This is a genomic window from Phaeobacter inhibens DSM 16374, assembly GCF_000473105.1.
In the GTDB taxonomy this organism is placed as follows: Bacteria; Pseudomonadota; Alphaproteobacteria; order Rhodobacterales; family Rhodobacteraceae; genus Phaeobacter; species Phaeobacter inhibens.
Genome location: NZ_KI421498.1, coordinates 1697196 through 1721723, shown reverse-complemented (window position 1 = coordinate 1721723; position 24528 = coordinate 1697196). Strand labels below are relative to the sequence as shown.

General features: G+C 61.9%; 22 protein-coding genes, 1 tRNA gene and 1 riboswitch. Of the genes, 9 read left to right on the top strand and 14 right to left on the bottom strand.

The features are described 5' to 3' along the window. Positions 1–19: 19 nt before the first annotated feature. Positions 20–1354 carry a GH1 family beta-glucosidase gene (locus INHI_RS0111985; protein WP_027247789.1) on the bottom strand — a complete coding sequence of 445 codons (1335 nt, stop codon included), beginning with the start codon at positions 1352–1354 and terminating at the stop codon, positions 20–22. A 26-nt stretch (positions 1355–1380) separates the two neighbouring features. After that, positions 1381–2412, bottom strand: a complete 1032-nt coding sequence (locus tag INHI_RS0111980; protein ID WP_027247788.1) for a LacI family DNA-binding transcriptional regulator — start codon at positions 2410–2412, stop codon at positions 1381–1383. A gap of 248 nt (positions 2413–2660) precedes the next feature. Between INHI_RS0111980 and INHI_RS0111975 the strand changes: the two genes are divergently transcribed. The 5 genes from INHI_RS0111975 to INHI_RS0111955 all read left to right on the top strand — a co-directional run bounded on the left by INHI_RS0111975 (position 2661) and on the right by INHI_RS0111955 (position 9163). Next, positions 2661–4013: an ABC transporter substrate-binding protein gene (locus tag INHI_RS0111975; RefSeq protein WP_027247787.1), complete on the top strand. Its 1353-nt coding sequence runs from the start codon at positions 2661–2663 to the stop codon at positions 4011–4013. A 137-nt stretch (positions 4014–4150) separates the two neighbouring features. Next, complete coding sequence (locus tag INHI_RS0111970; RefSeq protein ID WP_027247786.1) at positions 4151–5158, top strand: carbohydrate ABC transporter permease; 1008 nt, start codon at positions 4151–4153, stop codon at positions 5156–5158. 12 nt (positions 5159–5170) lie between these two features. Further along, complete coding sequence (locus INHI_RS0111965; RefSeq protein WP_027247785.1) at positions 5171–6319, top strand: carbohydrate ABC transporter permease; 1149 nt, start codon at positions 5171–5173, stop codon at positions 6317–6319. A gap of 62 nt (positions 6320–6381) precedes the next feature. Next, positions 6382–8040, top strand: a complete 1659-nt coding sequence (locus INHI_RS0111960) for an alpha-amylase family glycosyl hydrolase (RefSeq protein WP_027247784.1) — start codon at positions 6382–6384, stop codon at positions 8038–8040. Positions 8041–8071: 31 nt separating this feature from the next. Next, positions 8072–9163, top strand: a complete 1092-nt coding sequence (locus INHI_RS0111955) for an ABC transporter ATP-binding protein (RefSeq protein ID WP_027247783.1) — start codon at positions 8072–8074, stop codon at positions 9161–9163. Between the two features lie 9 nt (positions 9164–9172). Here the strand turns inward: INHI_RS0111955 and INHI_RS0111950 are convergent, their stop codons facing one another. Genes INHI_RS0111950 through INHI_RS0111940 form a run of 3 tightly spaced genes read right to left on the bottom strand, consistent with a single transcriptional unit; the run spans position 9173 to position 12299 of the window. Next, positions 9173–10252 (bottom strand): ABC transporter substrate-binding protein, encoded by a 1080-nt coding sequence (locus tag INHI_RS0111950; protein WP_027247782.1) that lies wholly within the window; start codon positions 10250–10252, stop codon positions 9173–9175. After that, a complete protein-coding gene (locus INHI_RS0111945; protein ID WP_027247781.1) occupies positions 10222–11637 on the bottom strand; it encodes a sensor histidine kinase in 1416 nt (471 codons plus the stop codon). The genes INHI_RS0111950 and INHI_RS0111945 overlap by 31 nt, the downstream gene beginning before the upstream one ends. Then, on the bottom strand, positions 11634–12299 hold the full coding sequence (locus INHI_RS0111940; RefSeq protein ID WP_014873908.1) for a response regulator transcription factor: 666 nt from the start codon (positions 12297–12299) through the stop codon (positions 11634–11636). Before INHI_RS0111940 ends, INHI_RS0111945 begins: the two co-directional genes overlap by 4 nt. Before the next feature lie 129 nt (positions 12300–12428). Between INHI_RS0111940 and INHI_RS0111935 the strand changes: the two genes are divergently transcribed. The 3 genes from INHI_RS0111935 to INHI_RS0111925 all read left to right on the top strand — a co-directional run bounded on the left by INHI_RS0111935 (position 12429) and on the right by INHI_RS0111925 (position 15569). After that, entirely contained in the window at positions 12429–13406 is a 978-nt protein-coding gene (locus INHI_RS0111935) for a Bug family tripartite tricarboxylate transporter substrate binding protein (RefSeq protein ID WP_014873909.1), read from the top strand. Between the two features lie 149 nt (positions 13407–13555). Further along, positions 13556–14050, top strand: a complete 495-nt coding sequence (locus INHI_RS0111930) for a tripartite tricarboxylate transporter TctB family protein (RefSeq protein ID WP_014873910.1) — start codon at positions 13556–13558, stop codon at positions 14048–14050. A gap of 1 nt (position 14051) precedes the next feature. Continuing rightward, positions 14052–15569 carry a tripartite tricarboxylate transporter permease gene (locus INHI_RS0111925; RefSeq protein WP_027247780.1) on the top strand — a complete coding sequence of 506 codons (1518 nt, stop codon included), beginning with the start codon at positions 14052–14054 and terminating at the stop codon, positions 15567–15569. Positions 15570–15627: 58 nt separating this feature from the next. On the opposite strand, the gene INHI_RS0111920 is transcribed toward INHI_RS0111925, so the two are convergent. From INHI_RS0111920 to INHI_RS0111890, 7 genes are read right to left on the bottom strand one after another with little or no spacing between them, the layout of a single operon-like run. After that, positions 15628–16560 (bottom strand): AEC family transporter, encoded by a 933-nt coding sequence (locus INHI_RS0111920; protein ID WP_027247779.1) that lies wholly within the window; start codon positions 16558–16560, stop codon positions 15628–15630. Between the two features lie 46 nt (positions 16561–16606). Then, the gene (locus tag INHI_RS0111915) at positions 16607–17404 is read right to left on the bottom strand and encodes an MBL fold metallo-hydrolase (protein ID WP_027247778.1); all 798 of its coding nucleotides are present in this window, start codon (positions 17402–17404) and stop codon (positions 16607–16609) included. After that, positions 17404–18225, bottom strand: a complete 822-nt coding sequence (locus tag INHI_RS0111910) for a TatD family hydrolase (RefSeq protein ID WP_027247777.1) — start codon at positions 18223–18225, stop codon at positions 17404–17406. Before INHI_RS0111910 ends, INHI_RS0111915 begins: the two co-directional genes overlap by 1 nt. A 44-nt stretch (positions 18226–18269) precedes the next feature. Further along, positions 18270–19391 carry a DNA polymerase III subunit delta' gene (locus INHI_RS0111905; RefSeq protein WP_027247776.1) on the bottom strand — a complete coding sequence of 374 codons (1122 nt, stop codon included), beginning with the start codon at positions 19389–19391 and terminating at the stop codon, positions 18270–18272. Then, positions 19388–20077: a dTMP kinase gene (gene tmk, locus INHI_RS0111900; RefSeq protein WP_036767038.1), complete on the bottom strand. Its 690-nt coding sequence runs from the start codon at positions 20075–20077 to the stop codon at positions 19388–19390. Before tmk ends, INHI_RS0111905 begins: the two co-directional genes overlap by 4 nt. Then, positions 20074–21264: a D-alanyl-D-alanine carboxypeptidase family protein gene (locus tag INHI_RS0111895; protein ID WP_014879402.1), complete on the bottom strand. Its 1191-nt coding sequence runs from the start codon at positions 21262–21264 to the stop codon at positions 20074–20076. Before INHI_RS0111895 ends, tmk begins: the two co-directional genes overlap by 4 nt. Before the next feature lie 52 nt (positions 21265–21316). Beyond that, entirely contained in the window at positions 21317–22246 is a 930-nt protein-coding gene (locus INHI_RS0111890) for an SPOR domain-containing protein (protein ID WP_027247774.1), read from the bottom strand. A gap of 330 nt (positions 22247–22576) precedes the next feature. On the opposite strand from INHI_RS0111890, the gene INHI_RS0111885 reads away from it, so the two are divergent. Then, positions 22577–22666, top strand: a tRNA-Ser gene (locus INHI_RS0111885). Between the two features lie 75 nt (positions 22667–22741). Here the strand turns inward: INHI_RS0111885 and cobF are convergent. Beyond that, positions 22742–23509, bottom strand: coding sequence for a precorrin-6A synthase (deacetylating) (cobF, locus tag INHI_RS0111880; RefSeq protein ID WP_027247773.1), 768 nt, complete (start codon positions 23507–23509; stop codon positions 22742–22744). Positions 23510–23577: 68 nt separating this feature from the next. After that, positions 23578–24255, bottom strand: a complete 678-nt coding sequence (locus INHI_RS0111875) for an energy-coupling factor ABC transporter permease (RefSeq protein ID WP_027247772.1) — start codon at positions 24253–24255, stop codon at positions 23578–23580. Between the two features lie 28 nt (positions 24256–24283). Next, positions 24284–24500, bottom strand: a riboswitch (cobalamin riboswitch). Positions 24501–24528: the final 28 nt, after the last annotated feature.

The following is a 24528-nucleotide window of genomic DNA, read 5'->3' as shown; positions in this document are numbered from 1 at the left end:
CTGTGCTCCTGCACCGCCCTTATTTGGATGCGCCCGTAAGCGCAGATCGCAACGCATGATAAGACGCCTTCGGTGTGCGCTTCAGCGTTTCAAAATCCACATGCACCAGGCCAAAGCGTTTTTCATACCCCAGCGCCCATTCGTAATTGTCCAGCAGCGACCATAGGAAATAACCCTGCACGGGCACACCATCGGCAATCGCGCGACGCACGGCGTCGAGGTGGTCATCGACAAAGGTGATGCGCGCCGCATCCTCCACCTTGCCCTTTGTCACAACATCCGCATTGGCCATGCCGTTTTCCGTCACAATCAGCGGCAAATCACCAGTGTAGTCGCGCGCTGTCCGTGTCAGGAAATCATAAAGCCCCTGCGGATATATTTCCCAGCCCATCTGGGTTTTGGGCAGGGGGCCATCCACCTCGGCATACTGCGGCCATGGGCCTACGTCAGGGGCTATCTGTTTGCGCGTATAGTAGTTCAGCCCGCACCAGTCGACCGGGGCGGTGATGGTGGCAAAATCATCCTGCCAGCCCTCTGGCAGATGCGGCTCCAGCCCTTCCAGCGCCAGATCCGGGTACCGCCCGTGAAAGGCACCGCCAAGGAAAAAGCCGTTGTAGATCGCATCATAGCGTGCGGCGGCCTGCTGCGCGGCCTTGCTGTCATCAACGGGCGTGGCCCATTCCAGATTGAACACGCCACCGAGATTGCTCATGCCGAGGGCGCGCATCGCCTGAATGGCAGTGCCATGGGCCAGCATCACATGGTGCATCGCCCGGGCGGTGGCGCGAATGTCGCGCAGCCCCGGCGCGTGATGGCCAAGGAAATGCGACAGCCAGCCCACGCACCAGGGTTCATTGATCGGGGCTGCGGAATACATCCGGTCGCCGATCCGCCCCATGATCACCTCGGCGTAGTCGCCAAACCAGTTGGCTATCTCCGCGTTGCGCCAGCCGCCCAGATCCGCCAGTGCCTGCGGCAGCTCCCAGTGATAAAGCGTCACACAGGGCTTCAGCCCGCGCTCCAGTATCGCATCGGTCAACCGGTCGTAGAAATCCAGCCCCTCAGGGTTCGGTGCGCCGCGTCCCTCGGGCATAACCCGCGCCCAGCTGGTGGAAAATCGATAGCAGTCGAACCCGGCTGCCGCCGCCAGATCAAGATCCTCGGCGTAGCGGTGATAGTGGTCGCAGGCCCGCCCGCCATGTTCGGCGTGCACAACGTTGCCGGGGGTGGCGGCGAAACTGTCCCAATGGGTGAGCCCGGCACCGCCAAATCCATGACCTTCGATCTGATAGGCAGAGGTCGCGGTGCCAAAGAGGAAGTCTTTGGGAAAATCAGCGCGGCTGTTTCGGAACATGGGGCAGGGGCTCCTGTCGGGGGCAATCAGCGAAGAATGGGCGCAGGTCCGGTTGAACGCCCAACGGTCAGCTGGGCCTCCAGCAGGCGGGTGGGAAGCGGCTGACCGGGATTGCGGATCTGGTCCAACAGCAGATTGGCCAGCTGCCGGCCTGCCTCCTGCACGGAGGACACGGTCGCGGTGAATTGCGGCACCTCATCGCCGTTGCGCAGATAGGACAGGTCATCGTCATGGGTGATCACCGAAATATCACGCCCCATCTGACGCCCCGAATCCTCAATCGCGCGGCGCACCCCCATGGCGGGGATGATTGACGACACCAGATAGGCGGTGGGCGGATCTACCATCGCCTGGGTTTTCACAACGGTGCGATACCCATAGCTCTCGGTCATTTCCTCCGCGTACATCAGTGCGGGATCCAGCGGCAGGCCCGCGGCCTCTAGCGCGTATTCATAGCCCGCCCGCCGACGCCAGGCGAAATCCATGCTCTCCAACCCGTTCACCAGGCAGATCCGCCGGTGCCCAAGGTCGATGAGAAACCGTGTCGCCCGGTCAAAGGCGCTTTTGTTGTTCACATCGAGCCAGCAATACTCCCCCGCAAGATCGGAGGCGCGGCCATGCACGGCAAAGGGCAGGCCGATTTCACGCAACAGTCCGATCCGGGGATCCGACATGCGCGGCGCATGTAAAACGATGCCGTCAACATTCCGCTTGGAGGCCATCTCGCGATAGGCTTTCTCCTGCTTCTTATCCTCAACCAGCGACAACACCATGTCATAGCCGGCCGCGGCGTAGCTCTCGCCGGCACCTGCGATGAAGTCGCCGAAGATTGGGTTCACCATCTCATGCTGCGACGACAGCGGGATCACGTGACCAATCGCCATTGCGCGCCCAGTGGCCAGCGCTTTGGCGCGGGTGTTGGGGCGGTAGTTGTGTTGCTCTGCGGCGGCCGCCACGCGCTTACGGGTTGCTTCGCTCACCTCGGGAAAGCCGTTGAGCGCACGGCTCACTGTCGTCTGCGACAGGTTCAGATATGCGGCCAATTCCTTCAGGTTCATTCGCAGAAAACTCCAAAGCGCTTTGATTCCATTGTATATGCCCATGGCAACCGTGGGCCACCTGCGCAGTTATGGCAGGGCAGGGGTTAGGCTGGCAAGTCCCGTATTTTTTATGCTTGTTTGATGATATGATGAGAAATTGTTGACAGTTCCATCCGAATCCGGGATTTTGCTGAAATCCAAAGCGCTTTGAAAACTTTGAAACCGTGACAAACGGCAGGCGCGTTGAACACTCGGGAGGAAACATCATGAAACGCAGTCTTTTGGCAGCAGCCGGCGTCTTTGCCCTGTCTGCTGGTCTTGCGCAGGCCGAAGGCGCGCTGACCTTTCCGGTCGGCGAGGGCGAGTTTAACTGGGAGAGCTTCGAGGCGCTGAAGGCAACCGATCTGTCGGGGGAGCAGGTCACGGTTTTTGGTCCATGGCTTGGCCCGGATCAGGAGGTCGTCGAGAAGGTGCTCGCCTATTTCGCTGAAGCCACCGGTGCGGACGTGCGTTACACTGGATCCGACAGTTTTGAGCAGCAGATCGTGGTCGATGCAGAGGCAGGCTCCGCGCCCAATGTCGCCGTTTTCCCACAGCCGGGTCTGGTGTCCGACATGGCCGCGCGAGGCTTTATCGCACCCTTGGGCAGTGAGACCGCAGACTGGGTGCGTGAAAACTACGCGGCCGGCGACTCCTGGGTTGATCTCAGCACCTTCACGGGGCCGGACGGCAATGACGATGTCTTTGGTCTGTTCTACAAGGTGGATGTGAAATCCCTTGTCTGGTACGTTCCTGAAACATTTGAAGATTTCGGCTATGACATCCCCCGGTCGATGGAGGAGCTGAAGACACTGACCGATCAGATGGTGGCTGATGGCAACACGCCCTGGTGCATCGGTCTGGGATCTGGTGGTGCCACTGGCTGGCCTGCAACCGACTGGGTTGAGGATATGATGCTGCGCACCCAGGATCCGGGCGTTTATGATCAATGGGTCAGCAATGAAATCCCCTTCACCGATCCGCGCGTTGTGAATGCCATCGAGGAATTCGGTTACTTCGCCCGCAACGATGATTACGTCTCGGGTGGTGCGGGCGCCGTGGCCTCCACCGATTTCCGCGACAGCCCCAAAGGTCTGTTCGCCAGCCCGCCGCAGTGTCTGATGCATCGTCAGGCCTCGTTCATCCCTGCGTTCTTCCCCGAAGGGACAGAAGTCGGTCTGGATGCTGATTTCTTCTACTTCCCAGCCTATGCAGAAAAGGACCTGGGCAGCCCGGTTCTGGGGGCAGGGACCCTGTGGTCGATCACCAACGACAGCAAGGGCGCGCGCGCATTGATGGAGTTCCTGAAATCTCCCATCGGGCATGAGGTCTGGATGGCGCAACAGGGCTTCCTGACCCCGCATAAGGGCGTGAACACCGACCTCTATGCGACCGATACGCTGAAGAAGATGGGGGAGATCCTGCTCTCTGCCGATACCTTCCGCTTTGACGCATCGGATCTGATGCCGGGTGGTGTTGGTGCGGGATCCTTCTGGACGGGTATGGTCGGCTATGCCGGCGGCACCCCTGCCGAAGAGGTCGCAGCAGAGATCCAGTCCTCTTGGGATGCTCTGAAGTAAGTCACCAATAGGGTCGGCCCCGATGGGCCGGCCGTATTATCCCTGTTTCCGCCCTCGCAGACACGCCGATCTGCGCGTCCGCGTGACCTGTCGGATGCCTGTCCGGGGCCACGCTTCACCACAAAGGGAGATATCCCATGCATCCAGCTATTCAGGGCCTCTTGACCATCGCCTTTGGCGTTGGTGGGTGTGTCGGCTATTTCTACTTTTCCAATCTCGTGCTGGACCGGGTGATCTTTCCGGCACGCGGCGCACATATCGCCCGCAATATCCGCCGCGCCAACATGATCCGGCCATGGCTGTTCCTGTTGCCCGCGCTGCTGGCGTTGGGGCTCTATCTGGCCTACCCGGTGGTTGAGACCCTGCGCCTGTCGGTTACAGAACGGGTTCCTGGCGGCGGATCGGAATTCGTCGGCCTTGCAAATTACCAGCAGATGCTGGCGGAGGCGAAATTCTGGGAGGCGCTCCAAAACAACTTTCTGTGGCTCCTCGTTGTGCCTGCGGCCTCGACCGCCTTTGGCCTGCTGGCGGCGCAGCTGACGGACCGCCTTGTCTGGGGCAATATCGCCAAATCGCTGATCTTCATGCCGATGGCGATTTCCTTTGTCGGCGCTGCGGTGATCTGGAAATTGGTCTATGACGCCCGCCCCGAAGGCACCGACCAGATCGGCGTTCTGAACGCGCTCTACATCTATTTCGGCGGCGACGGGCCGATGCGGTGGCTGACCATTCCCTTCTGGAACAGTTTCTTTCTGATGATGGTGCTGATCTGGATCCAGACCGGTTTTGCCATGGTGATCCTGTCGGCAGCCCTGCGCGGCATCCCGGAAGAAACCGTGGAGGCCGCCATCGTGGATGGGGCCGGGCCGTTTCAGATCTTCTTCAAGATCAAGGTACCGCAGATCATGGACACCATCGTCGTGGTCTGGACCACCATCACCATCGTCGTGCTCAAGGTCTTTGACATCGTCTTTGCCATGACCAACGGCCAGTGGGAGACGCAGGTTCTGGCCAACTACATGTACGACAAACTGTTCCGCGCCAATGACTGGGGCGTCGGCTCTGCGAGCGCCATGGTCATCATGCTTCTGGTCCTGCCGATACTGGTCTGGAACGTCTACAACGCCCGCCGCGAAATGCGCTGAGGAGAGACCGCGATGAATATGATTGCCGGAGAGAAACCTGCGCTGATCTGGGCCCTGCGCCTGTCTGTGGTACTGCTTGTGGGGCTGTGGCTGTTCCCGACGCTGGGGTTGTTGGTGTCCTCCTTCCGCACCTCAGATCAGATCGCAACCAGCGGCTGGTGGCGCGCGATGTTTCCAAGCGAGCAGAACCTGACCCTGCGCACCGATCCCCCCAGCACACAGATGCAGGAGGGCGACCTCTATGTGATCGAAGGGCGTCTTTTTGCCGAAGGCACCAGCAGCGAGATTTCCGCCTGGGGCACCTCTGCGCGTGAGCCTGCCGCCTATGAGCCCGGCACCAGTGCAGAGCTGCGCCGTGGCGGCACCCTGACGGTTGCGGCAGATGGGACCTACCGGTTGGAAAGCGCTGAGGAAATCAGCGGTAAACGCGGCCCTCGTGTGTTCGTAACCGCAACCGTGCCGCCGGAATTCACGCTGGAGAACTATGAAACCGTGCTCATCTCCGGCAATTCTACCGACAATATGGCCAAGGCGTTTTTCAACACGCTGACCGTCACCATCCCGGCAACCATCATCCCGATCCTTGTTGCGGCCTTTGCAGCCTACGCGCTGGCGTGGATGGAATTTCCGGGCCGCGCCCTGCTGGTGGCGGCCATCGTTGGTCTGCTGGTGGTCCCATTGCAACTGGCCCTGATCCCACTGCTGAAGTTCCACAATGAGATCGGCATCGGCAAGGGATACATCGGCGTCTGGATGGCCCACACCGGTTTTGGCCTACCACTCGCGATCTATCTTTTGCGCAACTACATGGTCGGCATTCCCCGCGACATCATCGAAAACGCCCGCGTGGATGGCGCGACCGATTTCATGATCTTTGTGCGCATCATCCTGCCCCTGTCGTTCCCGGCGCTGGCATCCTTTGCGATTTTTCAGTTCCTGTGGACCTGGAATGACCTTCTGGTGGCGATGGTGTTCCTGATCGACGCGACCGGAGAAACCACGGTTATGACCAAGCAGATTGTTGAACTGCTGGGCACCCGGGGCGGCAATTGGGAGATCCTCGCAACCTCCGCCTTTGTCTCGATTGCGGTGCCGCTCGCCGTCTTCTTTGCCATGCAGAAATACCTCGTCCGTGGCCTCCTTGCAGGCTCGGTCAAGTGACGTGATCCGCAGGCCGGATCACACCGGCGCTGCCCTTATTCTAAGACTATGGAAAAACTGCCATGAACGCTCAAGCTCAACTCGACCCGGCACAGCTTCTCGCCGCTGACCCCGATTGGTGGCGTGGTGCGGTGATCTATCAGATCTATCCGCGCAGCTATCAGGACAGCAATGGCGACGGCATAGGTGACCTCAGGGGCATCACCGAGCGCCTGCCGCATATCGCATCGCTTGGGGTGGACGCGATCTGGATCTCTCCCTTCTTCACCTCCCCGATGAAGGATTTCGGCTATGACGTCTCCGACTATTGCGACGTCGATCCGATGTTTGGCAGCCTGTCCGACTTTGATCAGTTGGTCGCAACGGCGCATGGTCTTGGCCTCCGCGTGATGATTGATCTGGTTCTGTCGCACACCTCTGACCAGCACCCGTGGTTCGGCGAAAGCCGCCAGAGCCGCGACAATGCCCGCGCTGACTGGTACGTCTGGGCCGACCCGCAGCCCGATGGCACACCGCCGAACAACTGGCTTTCGATCTTTGGCGGTTCTGCCTGGCAATGGGATCCCCGGCGGGAACAGTATTACCTGCACAACTTCCTTGTCTCGCAGCCGGACCTGAATTTCCACTGCCCCGCCGTGCAGGACGCGCTGTTGGATGCGACGCGCTTCTGGCTGGAGCGTGGCGTTGACGGCTTCCGCCTTGATACGATCAATTTCTACTATCACGATGCAGAGTTGCGCTCCAATCCAGCCCTGCCGCCGGAGCATCGCAATGCCACCATCGCCCCCTCGGTGAACCCCTATAACCATCAGGAACATCTCTATTCCAAGAACCAGCCGGAAAATCTGGCCTTCCTTGGTCGGTTCCGCGCGCTTCTGGATGAATACCCGGCAAAGGCCGCCGTGGGGGAGGTGGGCGACGCGCAGCGCGGCCTTGAGATCATGGGCAGCTACACGGCAGGCAGCACCGGTGTTCACATGTGCTACGCTTTTGAGCTTCTGGCCAAGGACGTGCTGACCGCGTCCCGTCTGGCCGAGGTCTTTGCCGAGGTGGACCGTGTGGCCGCAAATGGCTGGGCCTGCTGGGCGTTTTCGAACCACGATGTGATCCGCCACAGCAGCCGCTGGGATCTCAGCCCGGAGGCGCAGCGCCTGTTCACCACCATGATGATGTGCCTGCGCGGCACCACCTGCATCTATCAGGGTGAGGAACTGGGCCTGCCGGAGGCGGATATCGCCTTTGAAGACCTACAGGATCCTTATGGCATTGAGTTCTGGCCCGAATTCAAGGGCCGCGACGGCTGCCGCACGCCGATGGTCTGGGAGCCTTCCAACGGTTCTGGTGGCTTTAGCGCGGGCAAGCCATGGCTGCCTGTCTCGCCCGAGCACCTGAACCTGAGCGTGGCCAGCCAAGAAACCGACCCGGACGCCATGCTGCACCACTATCGCCGTGCCATCGCCCTGCGCAAGGCGCATCCGGCGCTGGCGGTGGGCACCCATGACCAGCTGCGGGCAGAGGGCAATGTCGCCTTCTTCACCCGACAGGACCGCGACGAGGTGATCTTCTGCGCCTTCAATCTGGGGGACACCCCGGCAGAGATCACCCTGCCGGAGGGGACATGGCGCAAGCCCGACACCGATATCGCCCTGGCCGACCTGCCGCAAAGCGGCGCCCGTGTCGTGCTGGCACCGTGGCAGGCCTGCCTCGCGGTGCGGGTCTGACAGAAACGACGAGCAGGGGAGGGACCAGTAGATGGCAAACCTGAAATTGACCAATGTCGCCAAGACCTACGGGGGCGGCGTCGAGGTCCTGAGAGATATCAACCTTGATATCAAACAGGGGGAGCTGATCGTCTTTGTCGGCCCCTCCGGCTGCGGCAAATCCACCTTGCTGCGGATGATCGCGGGGCTGGAACGGATCAGCGGCGGCACGCTGGAAATCGACGATGCGGTGATGAATGACATTCCGCCCGCCCAGCGGGGCATCGCGATGGTGTTCCAGTCCTACGCGCTCTATCCGCATATGACCGTCCGCGACAACATGGCCTTTGCGCTGAAAATCGCGAAGAAAAGCAAGCCAGAGATCGACGCCGCCATCGACCGTGCTGCCAAGATCCTGCAGCTTGAGCCTTATCTCGACCGCCTGCCCAAGGCGCTGTCGGGCGGACAGCGGCAGCGGGTTGCCATCGGCCGCTCTATCGTGCGCGATCCGAAGGTTTATCTCTTTGATGAACCACTCTCAAATCTGGACGCGGCCCTGCGGGTCGCCACAAGGATCGAAATCGCCCAGCTGAAAGAGGCGATGCCCGACAGCACCATGATCTATGTGACCCATGATCAGGTGGAGGCGATGACGCTGGCCAGCCGTATTGTGGTGCTCGCCGACAAAGGCATCGCACAGGTCGGCACGCCACTGGAGCTGTACCAGCGACCGGAGAATGAATTTGTGGCCCAGTTCATCGGCTCACCTGCCATGAACCTGATCCCGGGCAGCGTGATTGCCGCCGGCCCACGGACCACCGTGCGGCTCAACAGCGGCGAGGAGGTCATGGCCGATATCCCCACAACCGACGCCGATCAGGGCCTCGCGGTGAATGTCGGGGTTCGGCCCGAAGATCTGGTTGAGGAGGGCACAGGCGGCGCGTTGATCGACAGCCGTGTCGATATTGTGGAGGCCCTGGGCGAGGTCACCGTGCTCTACATTGCGGCGGGAGAGGGGAAGGACCCGCTGATTGCCAAACTCCCCGGCATTCACAAGGGGTTGCGCGGCTCCTCTGTGCGGCTCTACGCTGACCCGGCCAAGCTGCATCTCTTTCACAACGGCCAGTCGCTGCTTTATCGCTAAGCGCGTGCGCTATTTCTGCAGGACGGTACTGCGCCATTCTTCAAGGAAACGCGCCCGTTTCAGCCGGTCCAGAAACACCAGCAGCCCCGGTCCCATCTGGATCGGGCGCAGCGCGGCGGTGGGGCTGGTCTCGGCGGTGGCGTAGCGCGGGAAAGGATAGGCCGGATCGCGCCCATCGCCCCAGGCGGCGCGCAACAGGTGATCGATGAACGCCCCCGCCAGATCGGGCCGCTCTGCCCCCTGCAGCACCACAGCAGTGCGCAGCATCATATTGGTGTAGTCCTGCGGATCGACAATTTCGATCAGATCCGCCAGATCGTCGCGCGCACGGGCATAGCTGCCCAGCACGTTGTAGGCGATGGCCAGTTCCCCGCGCGCGACCGCCTCGATCATCTCGCCGGAACAGCAATAGAGCCGCAAATCGAGACTGCCGAAAATCTCCATCATCCGCCAGAAACTCTCCGATGTGCGCAGATCCTGCGTCGCAAACATATAGCCAAGGCCGCTTTTCTCCACGTCATAGGTGCCGATGCGGCCCCGGAACCGGTTCGGATAGCGCCGCAAAAGCGACATCAGCGCCTGACGGCTGCGCGGCATCTCCAGCCCGTCAAAGGCGGCGGGCGACAACACAATCGACGCAGGCTCCTGCGAGAAGGCAAAGACATGATCGCGCCATACCGCCCAATCCGGGATTTTCAGCCGCCCACCGGGGGAATGCGCGCGGGTATAGCCATCATTGGCAAGCTTGGTCTGCAGATCCAGCGCCGAGGATACGGCAAGGTCAAAACCCGCGCCTTCCTCCACCACCGCGCGCATCAGCTCTGAACTGCTGACCGACACATAGTCCACCACCACCGTGGGTCGGGTGCGCAGAAAGCTCTCGACCAGCGGGGCCAGCAGATCGGTGTCCGTGGTGGACAGAACCCGCAGGATATCCGCGCTTGCCTCACCGGCGGTGGGGCCAAATCGGCGCTGATCCTCGACCTCAAACGCCTGCACGGCGAACGCTGGCAGGACAAGGGCAAGAACCGCCAGACAAAATGCGCGGATCGGGCCGGTCATGGCACTGGGAAATACAAGGAAACGCATGATCCCTCCCGTCTTGGGGATGCGGCAGGAGGTCCGCTAGTGGCTTGGCTTGGCGCGATCGTCAGCCGCCCGCCGTGGGCTTCCACCACCTCGCGCGCAATGGTGAGACCAAGCCCCGAGCCAATCGTCCCTTCAGCATTGGTGCCCCGCGCAAACCGTGCCGTCAGCGCATCGGTATCGCCGCTGGGAAAACCGCCTGCCTCGTCGATAATGCTCAGCCGCAACTCTGCCCCCTCCTTGCGCAGGATGACCTGAATGTCGCTCTCGGATGGCGCATATTTGATCGCATTGTCCAACAGGTTGCGCACCGCGTTTTGGATCAGGATCGGATCCCCCGACAGCGCCGGTGTTTGCGGTAGGTCGGAATGCAGCGCGATGTCCTTCAGCTCCGCAATCGGACGGAGCCGGTTCAGCAGTTCCCGAGATAGCGCCCCCAGATCCACCTCTTCGCGCAGCAGGCTGTCGGTGCGAAAGGTCACCATTGCATGATCCAGCAGCTGCCCCGCCGCGCGGGAGCTTTCGTCAATCGCGCGGATCATCTCGCGCAGCGAGGCGCGGTTTTCGTCCCGCTCAACCCGCCTCAATGTGATCTCCGCCTGCGCACGCACCGTGGCCAGCGGTGTGCGCACCCGGTGAGCCGCCTCAGCAATAAAATCCTCCGACCGCGAGAGAGAAACCCGCAACCGCTCAATAAACCGATTGAGCGACGTCACCAGCGGGATCATCTCGGACGGCACCGGTCGGCGCACCGGGCGCAGATCCTTCGGCCCACGGCGCGACACGGCCTCGGCCAGTTCGGCAAGCGGGTGAATGCTGGATTGCGCAGCCCAGATCGCCAGAAACGCCGCAATCATAAAGAACCCCAGGCCAAGTTGCAGCGCGGTGCGCGTCAGCTCTGCCAATTGCGCCGCCTGTCCTTCGCGGGTCTGCGCCACTGAAATCACCACATCGGACACCTGACCGTTCAATGAGATCCGCCGCGCCAGCGTCACCATGCGGATGCTGTCGCCCTTGTATGGCGCCGTATCAAACCGCGGCTGCCCTCGCTGGGGTAGCAGATCAGGCAGCGGCAGGTCGCCGTAGCCAGTGAGCAGGCGGTCATTTTGTGCGACCCGGTAAAACACCCGATCATCGCTGACATTGCCCAGCATTGACAGCGCCGAATAGGGGATATCGACCGTCACATCGCCCGACCGGACAGAGACCGAATCCATAATCGACGTGGCCGAGGCCTGAAGGATGCTGTCATGGGTGCGCTGCGACACATCCCGGGTGAAGACCAATACGATGAAAAACAACAGCGAGGCGAGAAAGGCGGCGCTACCCACCAGCTGCAACGTCAACCGCCGCCTGATCGACCCGCTGGTCGGCAGCGCGCGGCTCATGCAAGCGACATCCGGTAGCCGAGCCCACGCACCGTGGTGATTTCCACATCCGCCCCGGCCAGATGCTTGCGCAGGCGCGCGACATAAACCTCAATCGCATTTTCCGAGACGTCTTCCTCATAGGAAAACAGCCGGTCTACCAGCTTGGATTTGGAGAAGATCCGGTCCGGCGCATTGATGAAAATTTCCAGCAAGCGCAACTCCTTGTTGCGCAGGGAGACGGTTTTGTCGCCCACCACCAGCGTGCCCGCCAGCGGATCAAACACCAGCGCACCGAATCGTTTCTGGTTGGAACTGCCGCCACCATGGCGCCGCAGGACCGCCCGGCAACGCGCCTCCAACTCGGAGAAATCAAAGGGTTTGGTGATGTAGTCATCCGCCCCCAGATCCAGCACACCGACCCGGTCCGACACCTCGGATCGCGCAGTCAGCACGATCACCGGCGTTGTGCCCTCGCGGCTGCGATGGGACTTTAGAAAGCTGCGACCGTCCCCGTCTGGCAGCATAATATCCAGCAAAATCAAATCATAATCCGCCGTCGCGGCATAGTCATCCGCCACCGCCAGATCGGGGGCATGGTCCACCACATGGCCATCCATCCGCAGTCGGTCTTCGACGGCGGAGGCCAGGCTCAGATTGTCTTCGACCAGCAGGAAACGCATGGGGATCTATCCATCAAAGGGGCGGGTGGCGACTGTGAAATTGAGTGTGACAGGTTTGTGTCAGCTTGCCGTGTTCCCTTTCAGTCATGAGCGGCCAAGCCGCCATTTGTCAAATGGGAGGACAAACAGATGAAAATGACTTTGACCCGGCGCGCCCTGATGGCGGTGACCGCTGCGACACTGGCCTTTGCTGCGCCGGTTTCTGCGGATGAGATGGTGGACAGCATCCACTTTCTGATCCCCGGCGGCGCAGGCGGCGGCTGGGACGGCACCGCGCGCGGCACCGGTGAGGCGCTGACCAAGGCGGGCCTTGTGGGCAATGCCTCCTTTGAGAACATGTCCGGCGGCGGCGGTGGCAAGGCGATCGGCTATCTGATCGAAAACGCTGAGAGCAACCATGGCACCCTGATGGTGAACTCCACCCCGATTGTGATCCGCTCGCTGACCGGTGTCTTCCCGCATAACTTCCGTGATCTCACCATGGTCGCAGGTACCATTGGTGATTACGCGGCCATCGTGGTGGGCAAGGACAGCCCGATCAACTCCATGTCCGATCTGATCGCCGCCTATCAGGCCGATCCGCGCAAGACCGCCATCGGCGGTGGTTCGGTTCCCGGCGGCATGGATCATCTGGTCGCCGCCATGGTGATGAAGGCCGCAGGCGAAGAGCCAACAGCGGTGAAATACATCCCCTATGATGCAGGCGGGGTTGCCATGGCGGCACTGCTGTCCGGTGAAATCGCAGCACTCTCCACCGGCTTCTCCGAGGCGATTGATCTCGCCAACGCAGGCGAGGTGAAAATCATCGGCGTCACCGCCGAGGACCGCGTGCCCGCCTATGCAGACGCCCCCACGATGAAAGAACAGGGGATCGACGCAACCTTCGTCAACTGGCGCGGTTTCTTTGGCGCACCCGGTCTTCCGCAGGAAAAGGTCGACGCCTATCGCGCCGCTCTGGCCAAGATGTATGACACCCCCGAATGGGAAGAGGTCCGCGCCCGCAACGGGTGGGTCAACATTCACAACAGCGGTGATGATTTCGTCAGCTTCCTGGAAGGTCAGGAAGAGGTCATCAAGAGCCTGATGCAGGAACTCGGCTTCCTCTAAGTCTGGCAGAGCAGACAGGCGTCCGGTCCCAGAGGTGCCGGGCGCCCGCCTCTGACGACAGAAACCGCTGGCGCGCATCTTCGGGAGGAGGCCGCGCCGCCGCTCAGGTTTCACTTTGAACATATCTCACCAAAGGGGGGGAGAGCCCGATGGCGCTCGACCGATGGATCGCGCTGGTCATTCTCATGATCAGCCTCGCCTATGGCTACACGGCCTTTTTCACCATGGACGAAGGGCTACCGCCGTTCATGAAATTTAATGCCATCTGGCCCAGCACCTTCCCCAAGGGGCTGTCTGTCATGGCGGTGATCTGCGCGCTGATCATCCTGCTGTCGCCGCAGAAAGCTGATGCGGGCCCAAAGGCCGGCGACATCGATTACCGCCGTCTGCTGGATTACAAGCTGGGTCAGGCCACGGCACTTCTGGCGATGATGGTTCTCTACGCGCTGGCGCTGCGTCCGGTGGGGTTCCTGATCGCCACCGTTGGCTTTCTGGTGATCAGCGCCATGATCCTTGGCGAGCGCAAGCTGCATATCCTGATCCCCATCGCCGTACTGGCGGCTGGCGTGGTCTGGTATCTGGTGCAGCAGGTGCTGGGCATCTACCTGCGCCCGCTGCCCTTCTTCCTCGGAACTGGGGGCTGATATGCTGGACGGTATTCTGATCGGCCTCAGCACGGCCTTTTCCTTTAGTAACCTCCTGATGGTGATCGGCGGCTGCCTCATCGGCACCTTTATCGGCATGTTGCCGGGTCTCGGCCCGATGAGCATCATTTCCATCATGATCCCGGTGGCGATCTCCATCGGTGATCCCTCTGCCGCGCTGATCCTGCTGGCGGGTGTCTACTATGGCGCCATCTTCGGTGGCTCGACTTCGTCCATCCTGATCAACGCGCCGGGTGTGGCCTCGACAGTGGCGACGTCCTTCGATGGCTACCCGCTGGCGCGACAGGGCAAGGCCGGCAAGGCGCTGACCGTGGCGGCGATTTCGTCCTTCTGTGGCGGCAGCATCGGTGCTGTCCTGCTGATGATCTTCGCGCCCGCACTGGCCAGCGTTGCCCTGCTGTTCCACTCGGCGGAATATTTCGCGCTGATGGTTGTGGGACTCTCCGCCATCGCTGCCTTTGCGGGCACCGGTCAGGTGGTGAAGGCGCTGTTGATGACCGTGCTTGGCCTGATCATGGCCACGGTGGGTGAGGGCGCGCTGTTCAATATGCCCCGCTTCACCATGGGCATTATGGATCTGCAATCGGGCTTTGGTTTCATAACCTTGGCCATGGCGATGTTTGCCCTGCCAGAGGCGCTGTACTTGGTGCTGGATCCCAGCCGCTCCAAGACCGAAGGCGGCAGCAATGAGATCAAGGATCTGCGCATCACCAAGGCGGAGGCGAAGTCCATCGCGCCGGTGATTGGTCGCCAGTCGATTCAGGGCTTCCTGATCGGTGTCCTACCGGGGGCAGGGGCCACCATCGCCTCCTTCCTTGGCTACGCGGTGGAGCGCAATATCGCCCCGAAGGACGAACAGAAAGAGTTCGGCAACGGCTCGATCAAAGGCCTCGCCGCGCCCGAAAGCGCCAATAACGCAGCCTGCACAGGTTCCTTTGTGCCACTGCTGACGCTGGGCATCCCCGGTTCCGGCACCACCGCGATCCTGCTGGGCGCGCTGATCGCGCTCAATGTCTCGCCCGGCCCGCGCCTGATGGTGGATGAGCCGGAGATCTTCTGGGCCGTGATCATCTCCATGTATGTCGGCAATCTGATCCTTCTGGTTCTGAACCTGCCGCTGATTCCCTATATCGCCAAGGTTCTGGCGGTGCCGCGCAACTACCTGATCCCCTTCATCTTCTTCTTCACGTTGATGGGGGCCTATATCGGGCAGAACAATGCGACCGAACTGCTGATCCTTGTGGGTCTGGGGATTTGTGCCACGGTGCTGCGCTTTGCCGACTATCCGCTCGCGCCCCTGCTGATCGGCTTCATTCTGGGTTCAATGCTGGAGGATAACTTCTCCCGCTCGATGCAGCTTTATGATGGGCTGGGCTTTCTGATGGAGCGCCCGATGACCATCGGCCTCTTGGGGCTGGCGGCCCTTCTGGTGATCCTGCCCAGCTACCGTGCCCGCCGTGCGCGGCTGCGCCAGCGCGGTGTGGCCGACGGCGATTGATAGCCGCCATTAGAACAGATCAATGGGGGCGCTGCGGCGCCCCTGTTTGTTTGACCGCTTAGCCCAGGATCAGCAGCCACAGCCAGACCGTCAGGATACAGGATCCCGTGGCAATCAGCACCGAGGAGGCCGCCACCCGTTTCGCGCGCCCATACATATTGGCAAAGATATAGGCGTTGAACCCCGGCGCCATCGCGGCATTCAGCACCGCAGAGCGGAACAGATCCGGCTGCACCTTCAAGGCGCTGCCCATGCTCCAGACCAGCGCCGGATGTACCATTAATGAGATCGCGCAGACAAAGCCGATGGCGCGCAGATCTCCTTCGGGGCGGTATTGCACCAGCACACCCCCAAGCGCGAACAGCGCCGTCGGCAGGGCCGCCCGAATGACCAGCGACAGCGCCTCATCCACCGCCTGCGGGATCCACAGGCCCGAGAGGTTGACGACAAAGCCCAAGGCGATGCCGAGGATCAGCACATTCTTGAACATGGCGCTGAAAACCGATCTCACCGTAGCAAAGCCGCCCGCGCCCTTGTTGCGCACGATCTCCATCACCGTGATCCCCAGCCCGTAGCAAAACGGCGAGTGAAAGGCGATGATCGCGTAGTTGCCGGTCAGATTGTCGGCCCCATAGGCGCGCTCCGTGATCGGCAGGCCCAGCAGCACCGAATTGGAGAACAGGCAGCAAAAGCCGATCGCCACGCAATCCTCCCAGTCGCGTTTGAAAATCAGCCGCGCACCGGCCATCCCCAGACAGAAACAGATCGCGGCACCGGTGTAGAAACTGATCAGCAGGCGCGGATCAAAACTCGCCGACAGGTCCAGCGTCGCAATCGCGCGAAACAATAGGCAGGGGATGGCAAAGCTCTGGGTGAATTTCATCAGCCCATCGACATGGCTGGCCTGAAAATACCCGCGACGGGTGGCGACATAGCCCGCACCGATGACCAGAAACACCGGCAGGATGACATCAATCAAGCTCTGAAACATGATGTGCCTTCCTGTGGGCGGGGTCGCGGGCGCCTTATGTGGCGGCTCAGATCGGGTATTCGATCACCATCCCGTCATAGGCGGGATCAATATGATCAGGGGTCTCAGCGGCGACCTGCGCGTAATCCAGATCAATGTGCATATTGGTCAGTACCGCGCGCTTTGGCGCCATCCGCTCGATCCACTCCAGCGCTTCGTCCAGCGACAGATGGGTGGGGTGCGGCTTGCGGCGCAGCGCATCAAGGATCCAGCAGTGCAGATCCTGCAATTCCACCAGCGCGCTGTCGGGGATCTTGGCCACATCCGGCAGATAGGCCAGATCGCCAATGCGGAACCCCAGCGCGTCCATGGAGCCATGATTGACCTCAAACGGGCGCAGAGTGATATCGCCACCGGGGCCGGATATAGTCAGCGGCCCATCAATACTGCGCAGGTCCAGAATGGGCGGGTAGGGAGAGCCTGCGGGCTGCACAAAGGCATAGCCAAACCGCGACAACAGCGCGTTCTGCGTGTCACCATCGGCATAGACCGGAATACGGTCGCGCATGTTGAAGACGATCATTCGCAGATCGTCGATGCCATGCACATGGTCGGCATGGGAATGGGTGTAGACTACACCGTCCAGCCGCCCGATACCACTGTCCAGCAACTGACTGCGCATATCGGGGGAGGTGTCGATCAGCACCGTTGTGGTGCCCTCCGGCCCCTCACGCTCCACCAGCAGCGAACAGCGCCGCCGGGTGTTGCGCGGATTGGTCGGATCGCAGGCGCCCCAATGCCCGCCAAGACGCGGCACTCCACCGGAGGAGCCGCAGCCCAGAATGGTAAAGCGCAGCACGCCCATCAGGCGGCGGCCTCATATTGCGCCGCTTTCCAGAACAGCCGGTCAAAATTCGCCTGCGTCTGGGCCGCAAAATCGGCGTAATCCACACCAAACACCTCTGCGCCCACGCGGGCGGTGTGTGCGGTATAGGCCGGCTCATTGCGTTTGCCGCGATAGGGCGGCGGTGCCAGATAGGGCGCGTCGGTCTCCACCAGAATCCGCTCCATTGGGGCAGCGGCAAAGATATCGCGCAGCTCCTGGCTCTTGGGAAAGGCGGCGATGCCCGACATCGACAGGTAAAACCCCAGATCCAGCGCCGCCCGTGCCAGTTCAGGCGAGGAGGAGAAACAGTGCATCACACAGGTATAGGCGCCCTTGGCCATTTCCTCGCGCAGGATCATCGCCATATCGTCATCCGCCGCGCGGGCGTGGATGATCAGCGGCAGGCCGGTTTCCCGTGCCGCCGTAATATGGGTTCTGAGCGAGGTCTTCTGCACCTCCGCACTGTCGGCGGTATAGTGATAATCCAGTCCGGTCTCGCCAATGCCGACAAATTTCGGATGCTGCGCCAGCGCCACCAGCTCGTCCACTGAGACCAGCGGTTCGTCTGCGGCACTCATCGGGTGGGTGCCCGCCGCATAGAAGATCGGCGCATGTGCCTCGGCGATGGCCCTTACGCTGGGCTCGTTGCGCAGTTTGGTGCAGATGGTGACCATGCGAGTCACACCGGCCTCAGCTGCCCGCGCAATCAGCGCGTCCAGCTCACCCTCGAAATCGGGAAAATCCAGATGGCAATGGCTGTCCGTAATGGACGGGGGCATGGGGGAAAGGCTCTCGGTCATAACTGCTCTCTGTCGCGTCCTGCGGGGCGGTCCGGTGGCCCGGATCAGCGCGCCGCAGTGTCCTGCATCTTGAAAACCGTATCTAGGACAAGTGCTGCGGGGTCAAGGTTCACCGCCTGACCGTGGCGCATCCGGGCTGTCACCTGCGCTGCCAGATCCGCCCAGGCACGCGCCTTTTGCGGCGTCGGTGAAAGCCGTGACAGCACCGCTGCCTCCTGCGGAGCAGCTTCGGGCTGCGGCGGCATTCCGGTGGCCCCGGTGCGTGCCAGCCGCGCCAGCGCCGTATCAATCAGGGTGAGCAGCAGCTCAAATTTATCGGCACCTCCTCGCGCTGCGGCCTGTTCCGCCAATGCCATCGCGCGCTGCCGATCCAGCCGGGGCAGGCTGTCCAGCAGCCGCACCACATCGCTATAGGCCTGCAAGCCACCGAGGTTCAGCAGCCGCAGCGCCGCCCCGACCGAACCATTGGACAGCGCGGCCAGATGGCCGGCTTGCTTTGGCAGCTCAGCGCCTGCCTGCGTCAGCGCCGCCTGCATATCCTCAGGGCTCAGCGGCGCGAACCGCAACAGCCGACAACGCGAACGGATCGTCGGCAACAGCCGGGAGGGCTGGTGCGATACCAGCAGCAGGGTTGTGCGGGCAGGCGGCTCTTCCAGCATCTTCAGCAGGGCATTGGCGGCACTTGTGTTCATCTCGTCCGCGGCATCAACGATCACCACCCGACGTCCGCCGTCAGTTGCCGACAGGCCAAAGAATTTGTTCAGCGCGCGAATGTCGTCAACCACGATCTGATCGCGCAGCTTGCCTTTGTCGTTAACGCTGCGGGTGATGGAGGCCAGCCCCGGCTCCGCCAGCGCCTGAATGCGATGCATTACCGGATGATCCATCCCGATATCAAGCGAGGTGGCAGGCGGCGGCGCACCGAACAGCCCCGCATCCTCCGCAGGCGGCTGCGACAGAAGAAACGCCGCAATGCGCCAGGCCAGCGTTGCCTTGCCCACGCCCTGCGGGCCAGTCAGCAGCCAGCCATGGTGCAAACGGTCAGAGTTGAAGGCGGTCAGGAAATCCTGCTCTGCCTGCGCTTGCCCAAACAGGTGCAGCGTTTCGCGCGGATGGGGCGCGCCGGCTGTCTGATCTGCGCGCAGAGGGGCGTCATCCTTGCTCATGCGCCGACGTCTCCATCGGAAGCAGGTAGGGAGGTGGTGACAACCCCCAGCACATCCTGCGCCACCAGCTCAATCGGGCGGTCCCCGTCAATGACGCGAAACCGGTCGGCAAATTCCTCCGCCAATGCGAGAAACCCGGCGCGCATCCGCTGTTGCAGATCCAGACCGAAATCCTCGAACCGCTCTTCGCTGCCCTGACGGCCCTTGGCCCGTGCCAGCCCCTTGGACGGGTCCATGTCGATCAGGATGGTCAGGTCCGGTTCATGGCCAATCATCAGGGCATGCAGCTGATCGACGCTGGCGCGCAGGTCCCCGCGCGATAGCCCCTGATACATTCGGGTGCTATCGGCAAAGCGGTCACAGACCACCACCTTGCCCGCCGCCAGCGCAGGCAGGATGCGCCGTTCCATATGATCGCGTCGTGCCGCCGTGAACAACAGCAGCTCGGTCTCCGCCGACCAGCGGTCCGGGTCGCCCTCCAGCACCAGACGGCGGATCTCCTCCGCGCCATCTGATCCGCCCGGCTCACGGGTCAGGACAACCTCAATCCCCTGCGCCTGCAGCGCTTCGGCCAGCAGCCGACATTGCGTCGATTTGCCGGAGCCGTCGATGCCTTCAAAGGTGACAAACAGGCCAGGATAGGGGGCTGCGCCATCGGCTGTGGCGCCGGTCTTGGCCGGTGTCACTGGCTGGCCTCAGGCCCGCTGATGAAACGTTTCACCAGCACCTGCGCTGCGGTTTTCACCCGCACTGGAAAGCCGCCGGTCGGAATGTCCTTTTCCGCCACCAGCGGCAGGCGCACCTCCGGCAGCTCATCCGGTTGCAGCACCAGTTCGGCCAGTTTCTGGCCCTTCTCAATGGGCGCATCAATTGGCCCGGTATAGACCACCTCACCGGTGATTTCGCGACCGGCAAGCGCGGGCAACAACACGTTCAGATCCTCAGCAGGCACCAGCCCTACGGTTGCCTCTGCCCCGCGCCAGACCTCGGCTTCTGCGACCGGAACACCCGCTTTAGCCACCGTTTTTTTGGCAAATTGGCGAAACGACCAGTTAACAATGGCCTCGGCCTCCTCTGCGCGGGCGGTGGTGCTGTCCAGACCGGTGATCACAAAAATCACCCGTCGGTCACCCTGTGCGGCAGATCCCACCAGACCATACCCCGCCTCGGATGTGTGCCCCGTTTTCAGACCGTCCGCGCCGATGCCCAGACCCAGCAGCGGGTTGCGGTTGCGCACATTGGAGGGCGCGCGGCCATCAAATTCAAACTCCCGTTCGGCAAACAGCGGGTAATACTGCGGGAAATCTTCGATCAGCTTCTCCGCAAGGATCGCCAGATCCTCCACCGACATACGGTGCCCGGCGGCGGGCCAGCCGTTGGAATTGGCAAAGGTGGAGTTCTCCATCCCCATTTCCTGCGCTCGTTTGGTCATGTAGCGGGCAAACCCCGCCTCGGTGCCATCCGGGCTCAGCGCTTCGGCCAGCACCACACAGGCATCATTGCCCGACAGCACGATAATCCCGCGCAGCAGATCCTCCACCCGGACCCGGTCCTGGGTGTTGAGGAACATGGTCGAGCCCTTGTAGCTCATCGCGTGTTCACTGACCGGCAGCCGTTCATCCAGCGTCAGGCGGCCATCTCGGATCGCCTCAAACGCCACATAAAGCGTCATCAGTTTCGACATCGACGCAGGCGGCAGCGCCAGATCGGCGTTCTTGGCCAGCAGCACGGTATCCGTTTCCTGATCCAGCACATAGGCGGCACGGGCGCGGGTATCAAAGGCCGCAGCCGACAGCGCCGAAAGGCTGACCAACAGGCCAGCCGCACAGGTCAGTTTCAAAGCAGTGCGAAGCGGAGAGGGGAGAAAGGTCATAACAGGAGCGTCTTTCCGGTTGGTCACGTCAGGCAGAGCCGCACAAGCGAGGTCAATTGGTGACCGCATAGGCATCAGAGAAGCCGATGGACTTGACGCTCTTCAGCAGCTGGCTGCGTTCGGATTTCGATTGGGCCGGCCCGACCAGCACCCGCCAGAACGGTTTGCCGTTGCTGGACTGGGACAGGACTGAGGGCAGAAGCCCGGCATTGCGCATCTGATCGGCGGTACGTTTGGCATTGGCCTCAACGCTGAAGATGCCGATCTGGATATAGGGTTTGCTCAGCGAGGAGCTGGCTGCCGCTGCCTTGGTTGCCGCGGTGGTCACCGCGGGTGCGGCTGTCTGCGTGGGGGCCGTTGCGGTCGGGACCGCCGCGTCAATGGCCGCCGCAGCGCCGGCGATCGGGTCGAGCGGCTGCGTGTCGATATCACCGCCATCGGCAAGCGCGACATCCGCATCCTCAAGGATCACCTCCGCTGCCTGCTCCGGGTCGGCGACCTTTTCACTGCGCAGCGCAGTCACATTCAGTTCAACCGGCGCACCCGCCAACATGCCCAGAGCCTCGGACGCATCGGAGGACACCTGCAGCCGGGGACCGGGAATTTCCCGCTCGCGCCGGAACAGCGCACCGATCACGAATTTGCCATTGGCCTGATTGCGAATGATCACCTGTTCGGGATCCTCGGCATCGGGATGCGCTACCCAGACCCCGCCCAGCGAGGGACGACCATCCCACAGACCTGCTTCGGTCACCTGGAACACCTCCGGTGCCTCCACCTCGCGTTCCACCAGACGGGTGCTGCTGGAGGGTGTAACGGCCCCGTCCTCCTGTGCTTTCGGTTTGAGGAAGGCCAATCCCGGGCCCTCTTCGCAGGCGCCGAGGACCATCAGCCCGGTCAGTGCCGCCGCAAGCCGTAGGCCCCGGCGCGATGACTCCTGGCCTCTGGCGCTGTGTTTCCCTGTCGACATAGCGTGAACCATGTGTGCTTCCTTGCCCGTATCTGACGGCGCTCTGCGCCTTCTTATGCGCGCTGTCCTGCGCTCCGTGCCGATTGGTCCGGCGTCAGCTGTTTCTGTGCCGGTTGTTCCGGCGCCCTTATGATGGGCGCAGCATAGCCGCCACGCCAACGCAAGGAAACCCTGCCACCGCCCGCTCGGCAAGTTTTCGGATATCGCGGATCCGCGTGGCAGCCCGTCGTGTTCAGCACGCGGCGCATGGCATCAAAGACGGGCGATGGGCACTGTGAAACGGAATGGGGTGCAATTCCCTCTTGCCAGACGGGCAGCCAGCGCCTAAACCCGGCGCCGACCGGGGAGGTGGCAGAGTGGTCGAATGCGGCGGTCTTGAAAACCGTTGAACGTGAGAGCGTTCCCAGGGTTCGAATCCCTGTCTCCCCGCCACTCCAGCCGCCCTAAGCTCAAGCGCATGGCCACAGGCATCGCCGAGCGCGAGACCGGACATCAGCGCAGTTGTTGTCAGCCGCGCCGCAGCAGATAGATATCCATGATCCAGCCATGATCGGCGCGGGCTTTGGCGCGGGTCTCAATGATACGATCCGCCACCACGGCCAGCGGACCCGAAATCGAAATCTCGTTTTCCATCCCGGCATAGGCCGTCCACCAGATTTCAACGCCATCAGCCTCAAGCGACTGGAACGAACAGGCCCCGTCCAGCATCACAACCACGGTGTCAGCACTGGCTGGCCAGCCCGCATCGCGCAGCTGCCGCCCGGTGGTGATGGTGAAGGGGCCGTTGATGGTATTGATCGGGATCGCATGCGCCGCCGTCAGCGCCTGAATGGAGGTGATGCCGGGAATGACGCGCAGGGCAATCTCGGCCCGTGTTTTCAGCCGGTCCGCAATCCGCATCGTACTGTCATAGAGCGAGGGATCCCCCCAGACCAGAAACCCAACCGCGCCGCCCTCGGGCAGATGGGCGGTGATGGTCTGCCACCAGATTTCGGCGATGGCGTCATGCCAGTCATCCACCCGCTGGCGGTAATCCTGTGTCGCCTCATCCCGCACCGGCAGGTCGAATTCCACGATACGGGGGGCTTCATCGGTCTGGCCGTGATCCCGGATCGCCTCGGCGCAGATTGCTTGACGCAGCCCTGCCAGATCGTCCTTACCGGCCCCTTTGTTGGGGATCAGGATCAGATCCTGCGCGTTCAGTGCCTCAACGGCCTGCAGGGTCAGATGCTGTGGGTTGCCGGTACCGATACCGATCAGGGTGAGGTCAATCATCGCGGGGCCTTTCAGACAAAACACGGCCCCGAAGGCGGGGCCGTGCCGGTTCATTCATGTGCCAAGGATCAGGCGTTGTTGTAAAGGCGTGGTGTCACCAGCGCGCTGCCGTTGAGGCCACGCATCGCCTTGGCACCAGCCAGAACCGCCAGATCGGCAATTGGCTCAATCAGGATCACCAGCATATAGGCACCGCCAAAGGTCAGCACGGAGGTCACGGTCTCGCCGCCAAACCCCTGACCGTAGAAGGCCCAGAACGCCACCCAGGCCACCACGCCGCCCTGATAGGCGGTGCTCAGCGCCAGCGCCTGACTGTATTTCAGATCGATATAGGCGGTGCCCGGGGCGATGATACGGCTGGCCAGCGCTTGCAGCGCAAACAGCGGCACCAGGAGCGTGGTCAGGTTGATGAAATACATCGGCAGATCAAACGGCGCAAAGAACACACCCTGAATCAGCAGACCCACGGCCAGACCAAAGGCCGCAGGCGCGGACCCAAGGATCAGAAACAGGGTCGAGCCGAGAATGAAATGCACCTCGGACACGCCAACGGGGAAATGCGGCAGCACCTCAAAGAACAGGAACACGCCAACAGTCGCGACCAGGGCGCGCAGCGCGTAGGAGGCGATATTGGTCTTTTTCAGATCCGCAAAGGTTTCCTTGGCGGCATAGGTCGCAGCACCGGCTGCCGTGGCATAGGACAAGCCGATTTTGGTGGCATCAACGATGCCTGGTTCGATATGCATAACTGTCTCCTCTCCGTCTCACCCGACGGGATGTTGTTGTTGCATGGCCGGTCTCCTGACTCGCGGGTCGCTGCTTGCTTTCCCCCTTCCCAGCCAGTTGGCCAGTGGGTGTTGGAAAGCTGCTCGCCGCTCACAGTCGCGGGGGCGGTTGAGGCTTCGGTGCCGCAATTGGGTCCACCGTTCCTCATTCCCGTTTCAGTCCTGACGCTTCGCGCCGTTGGAACACCATATGCCGCCTATGTGGCCCCTGCGCCCCGACTCGGTCAAGTTTGA

Excerpts from the sequence above, each read along its gene's own strand:
- INHI_RS0111960 (WP_027247784.1), top strand. The coding sequence starts at position 6,382 with ATGAACGCTCAAGCTCAACTCGACCCGGCACAGCTTCTCGCCGCTGAC.
- INHI_RS0111935 (WP_014873909.1), top strand. The coding sequence starts at position 12,429 with ATGAAAATGACTTTGACCCGGCGCGCCCTGATGGCGGTGACCGCTGCG.
- cobF (WP_027247773.1), bottom strand. The coding sequence starts at position 23,509 with ATGATTGACCTCACCCTGATCGGTATCGGTACCGGCAACCCACAGCAT.
- INHI_RS0111895 (WP_014879402.1), bottom strand. The coding sequence starts at position 21,264 with ATGACCTTTCTCCCCTCTCCGCTTCGCACTGCTTTGAAACTGACCTGT.
- INHI_RS0111910 (WP_027247777.1), bottom strand. The coding sequence starts at position 18,225 with ATGACCGAGAGCCTTTCCCCCATGCCCCCGTCCATTACGGACAGCCAT.
- INHI_RS0111930 (WP_014873910.1), top strand. The coding sequence starts at position 13,556 with ATGGCGCTCGACCGATGGATCGCGCTGGTCATTCTCATGATCAGCCTC.
- INHI_RS0111875 (WP_027247772.1), bottom strand. The coding sequence starts at position 24,255 with ATGCATATCGAACCAGGCATCGTTGATGCCACCAAAATCGGCTTGTCC.
- INHI_RS0111925 (WP_027247780.1), top strand. The coding sequence starts at position 14,052 with ATGCTGGACGGTATTCTGATCGGCCTCAGCACGGCCTTTTCCTTTAGT.
- INHI_RS0111955 (WP_027247783.1), top strand. The coding sequence starts at position 8,072 with ATGGCAAACCTGAAATTGACCAATGTCGCCAAGACCTACGGGGGCGGC.
- INHI_RS0111890 (WP_027247774.1), bottom strand. The coding sequence starts at position 22,246 with ATGGTTCACGCTATGTCGACAGGGAAACACAGCGCCAGAGGCCAGGAG.
- INHI_RS0111920 (WP_027247779.1), bottom strand. The coding sequence starts at position 16,560 with ATGTTTCAGAGCTTGATTGATGTCATCCTGCCGGTGTTTCTGGTCATC.
- INHI_RS0111980 (WP_027247788.1), bottom strand. The coding sequence starts at position 2,412 with ATGAACCTGAAGGAATTGGCCGCATATCTGAACCTGTCGCAGACGACA.
- INHI_RS0111970 (WP_027247786.1), top strand. The coding sequence starts at position 4,151 with ATGCATCCAGCTATTCAGGGCCTCTTGACCATCGCCTTTGGCGTTGGT.
- INHI_RS0111945 (WP_027247781.1), bottom strand. The coding sequence starts at position 11,637 with ATGAGCCGCGCGCTGCCGACCAGCGGGTCGATCAGGCGGCGGTTGACG.
- INHI_RS0111905 (WP_027247776.1), bottom strand. The coding sequence starts at position 19,391 with ATGAGCAAGGATGACGCCCCTCTGCGCGCAGATCAGACAGCCGGCGCG.
- INHI_RS0111975 (WP_027247787.1), top strand. The coding sequence starts at position 2,661 with ATGAAACGCAGTCTTTTGGCAGCAGCCGGCGTCTTTGCCCTGTCTGCT.
- INHI_RS0111915 (WP_027247778.1), bottom strand. The coding sequence starts at position 17,404 with ATGGGCGTGCTGCGCTTTACCATTCTGGGCTGCGGCTCCTCCGGTGGA.
- INHI_RS0111950 (WP_027247782.1), bottom strand. The coding sequence starts at position 10,252 with ATGCGTTTCCTTGTATTTCCCAGTGCCATGACCGGCCCGATCCGCGCA.
- INHI_RS0111985 (WP_027247789.1), bottom strand. The coding sequence starts at position 1,354 with ATGTTCCGAAACAGCCGCGCTGATTTTCCCAAAGACTTCCTCTTTGGC.
- INHI_RS0111940 (WP_014873908.1), bottom strand. The coding sequence starts at position 12,299 with ATGCGTTTCCTGCTGGTCGAAGACAATCTGAGCCTGGCCTCCGCCGTC.
- INHI_RS0111965 (WP_027247785.1), top strand. The coding sequence starts at position 5,171 with ATGAATATGATTGCCGGAGAGAAACCTGCGCTGATCTGGGCCCTGCGC.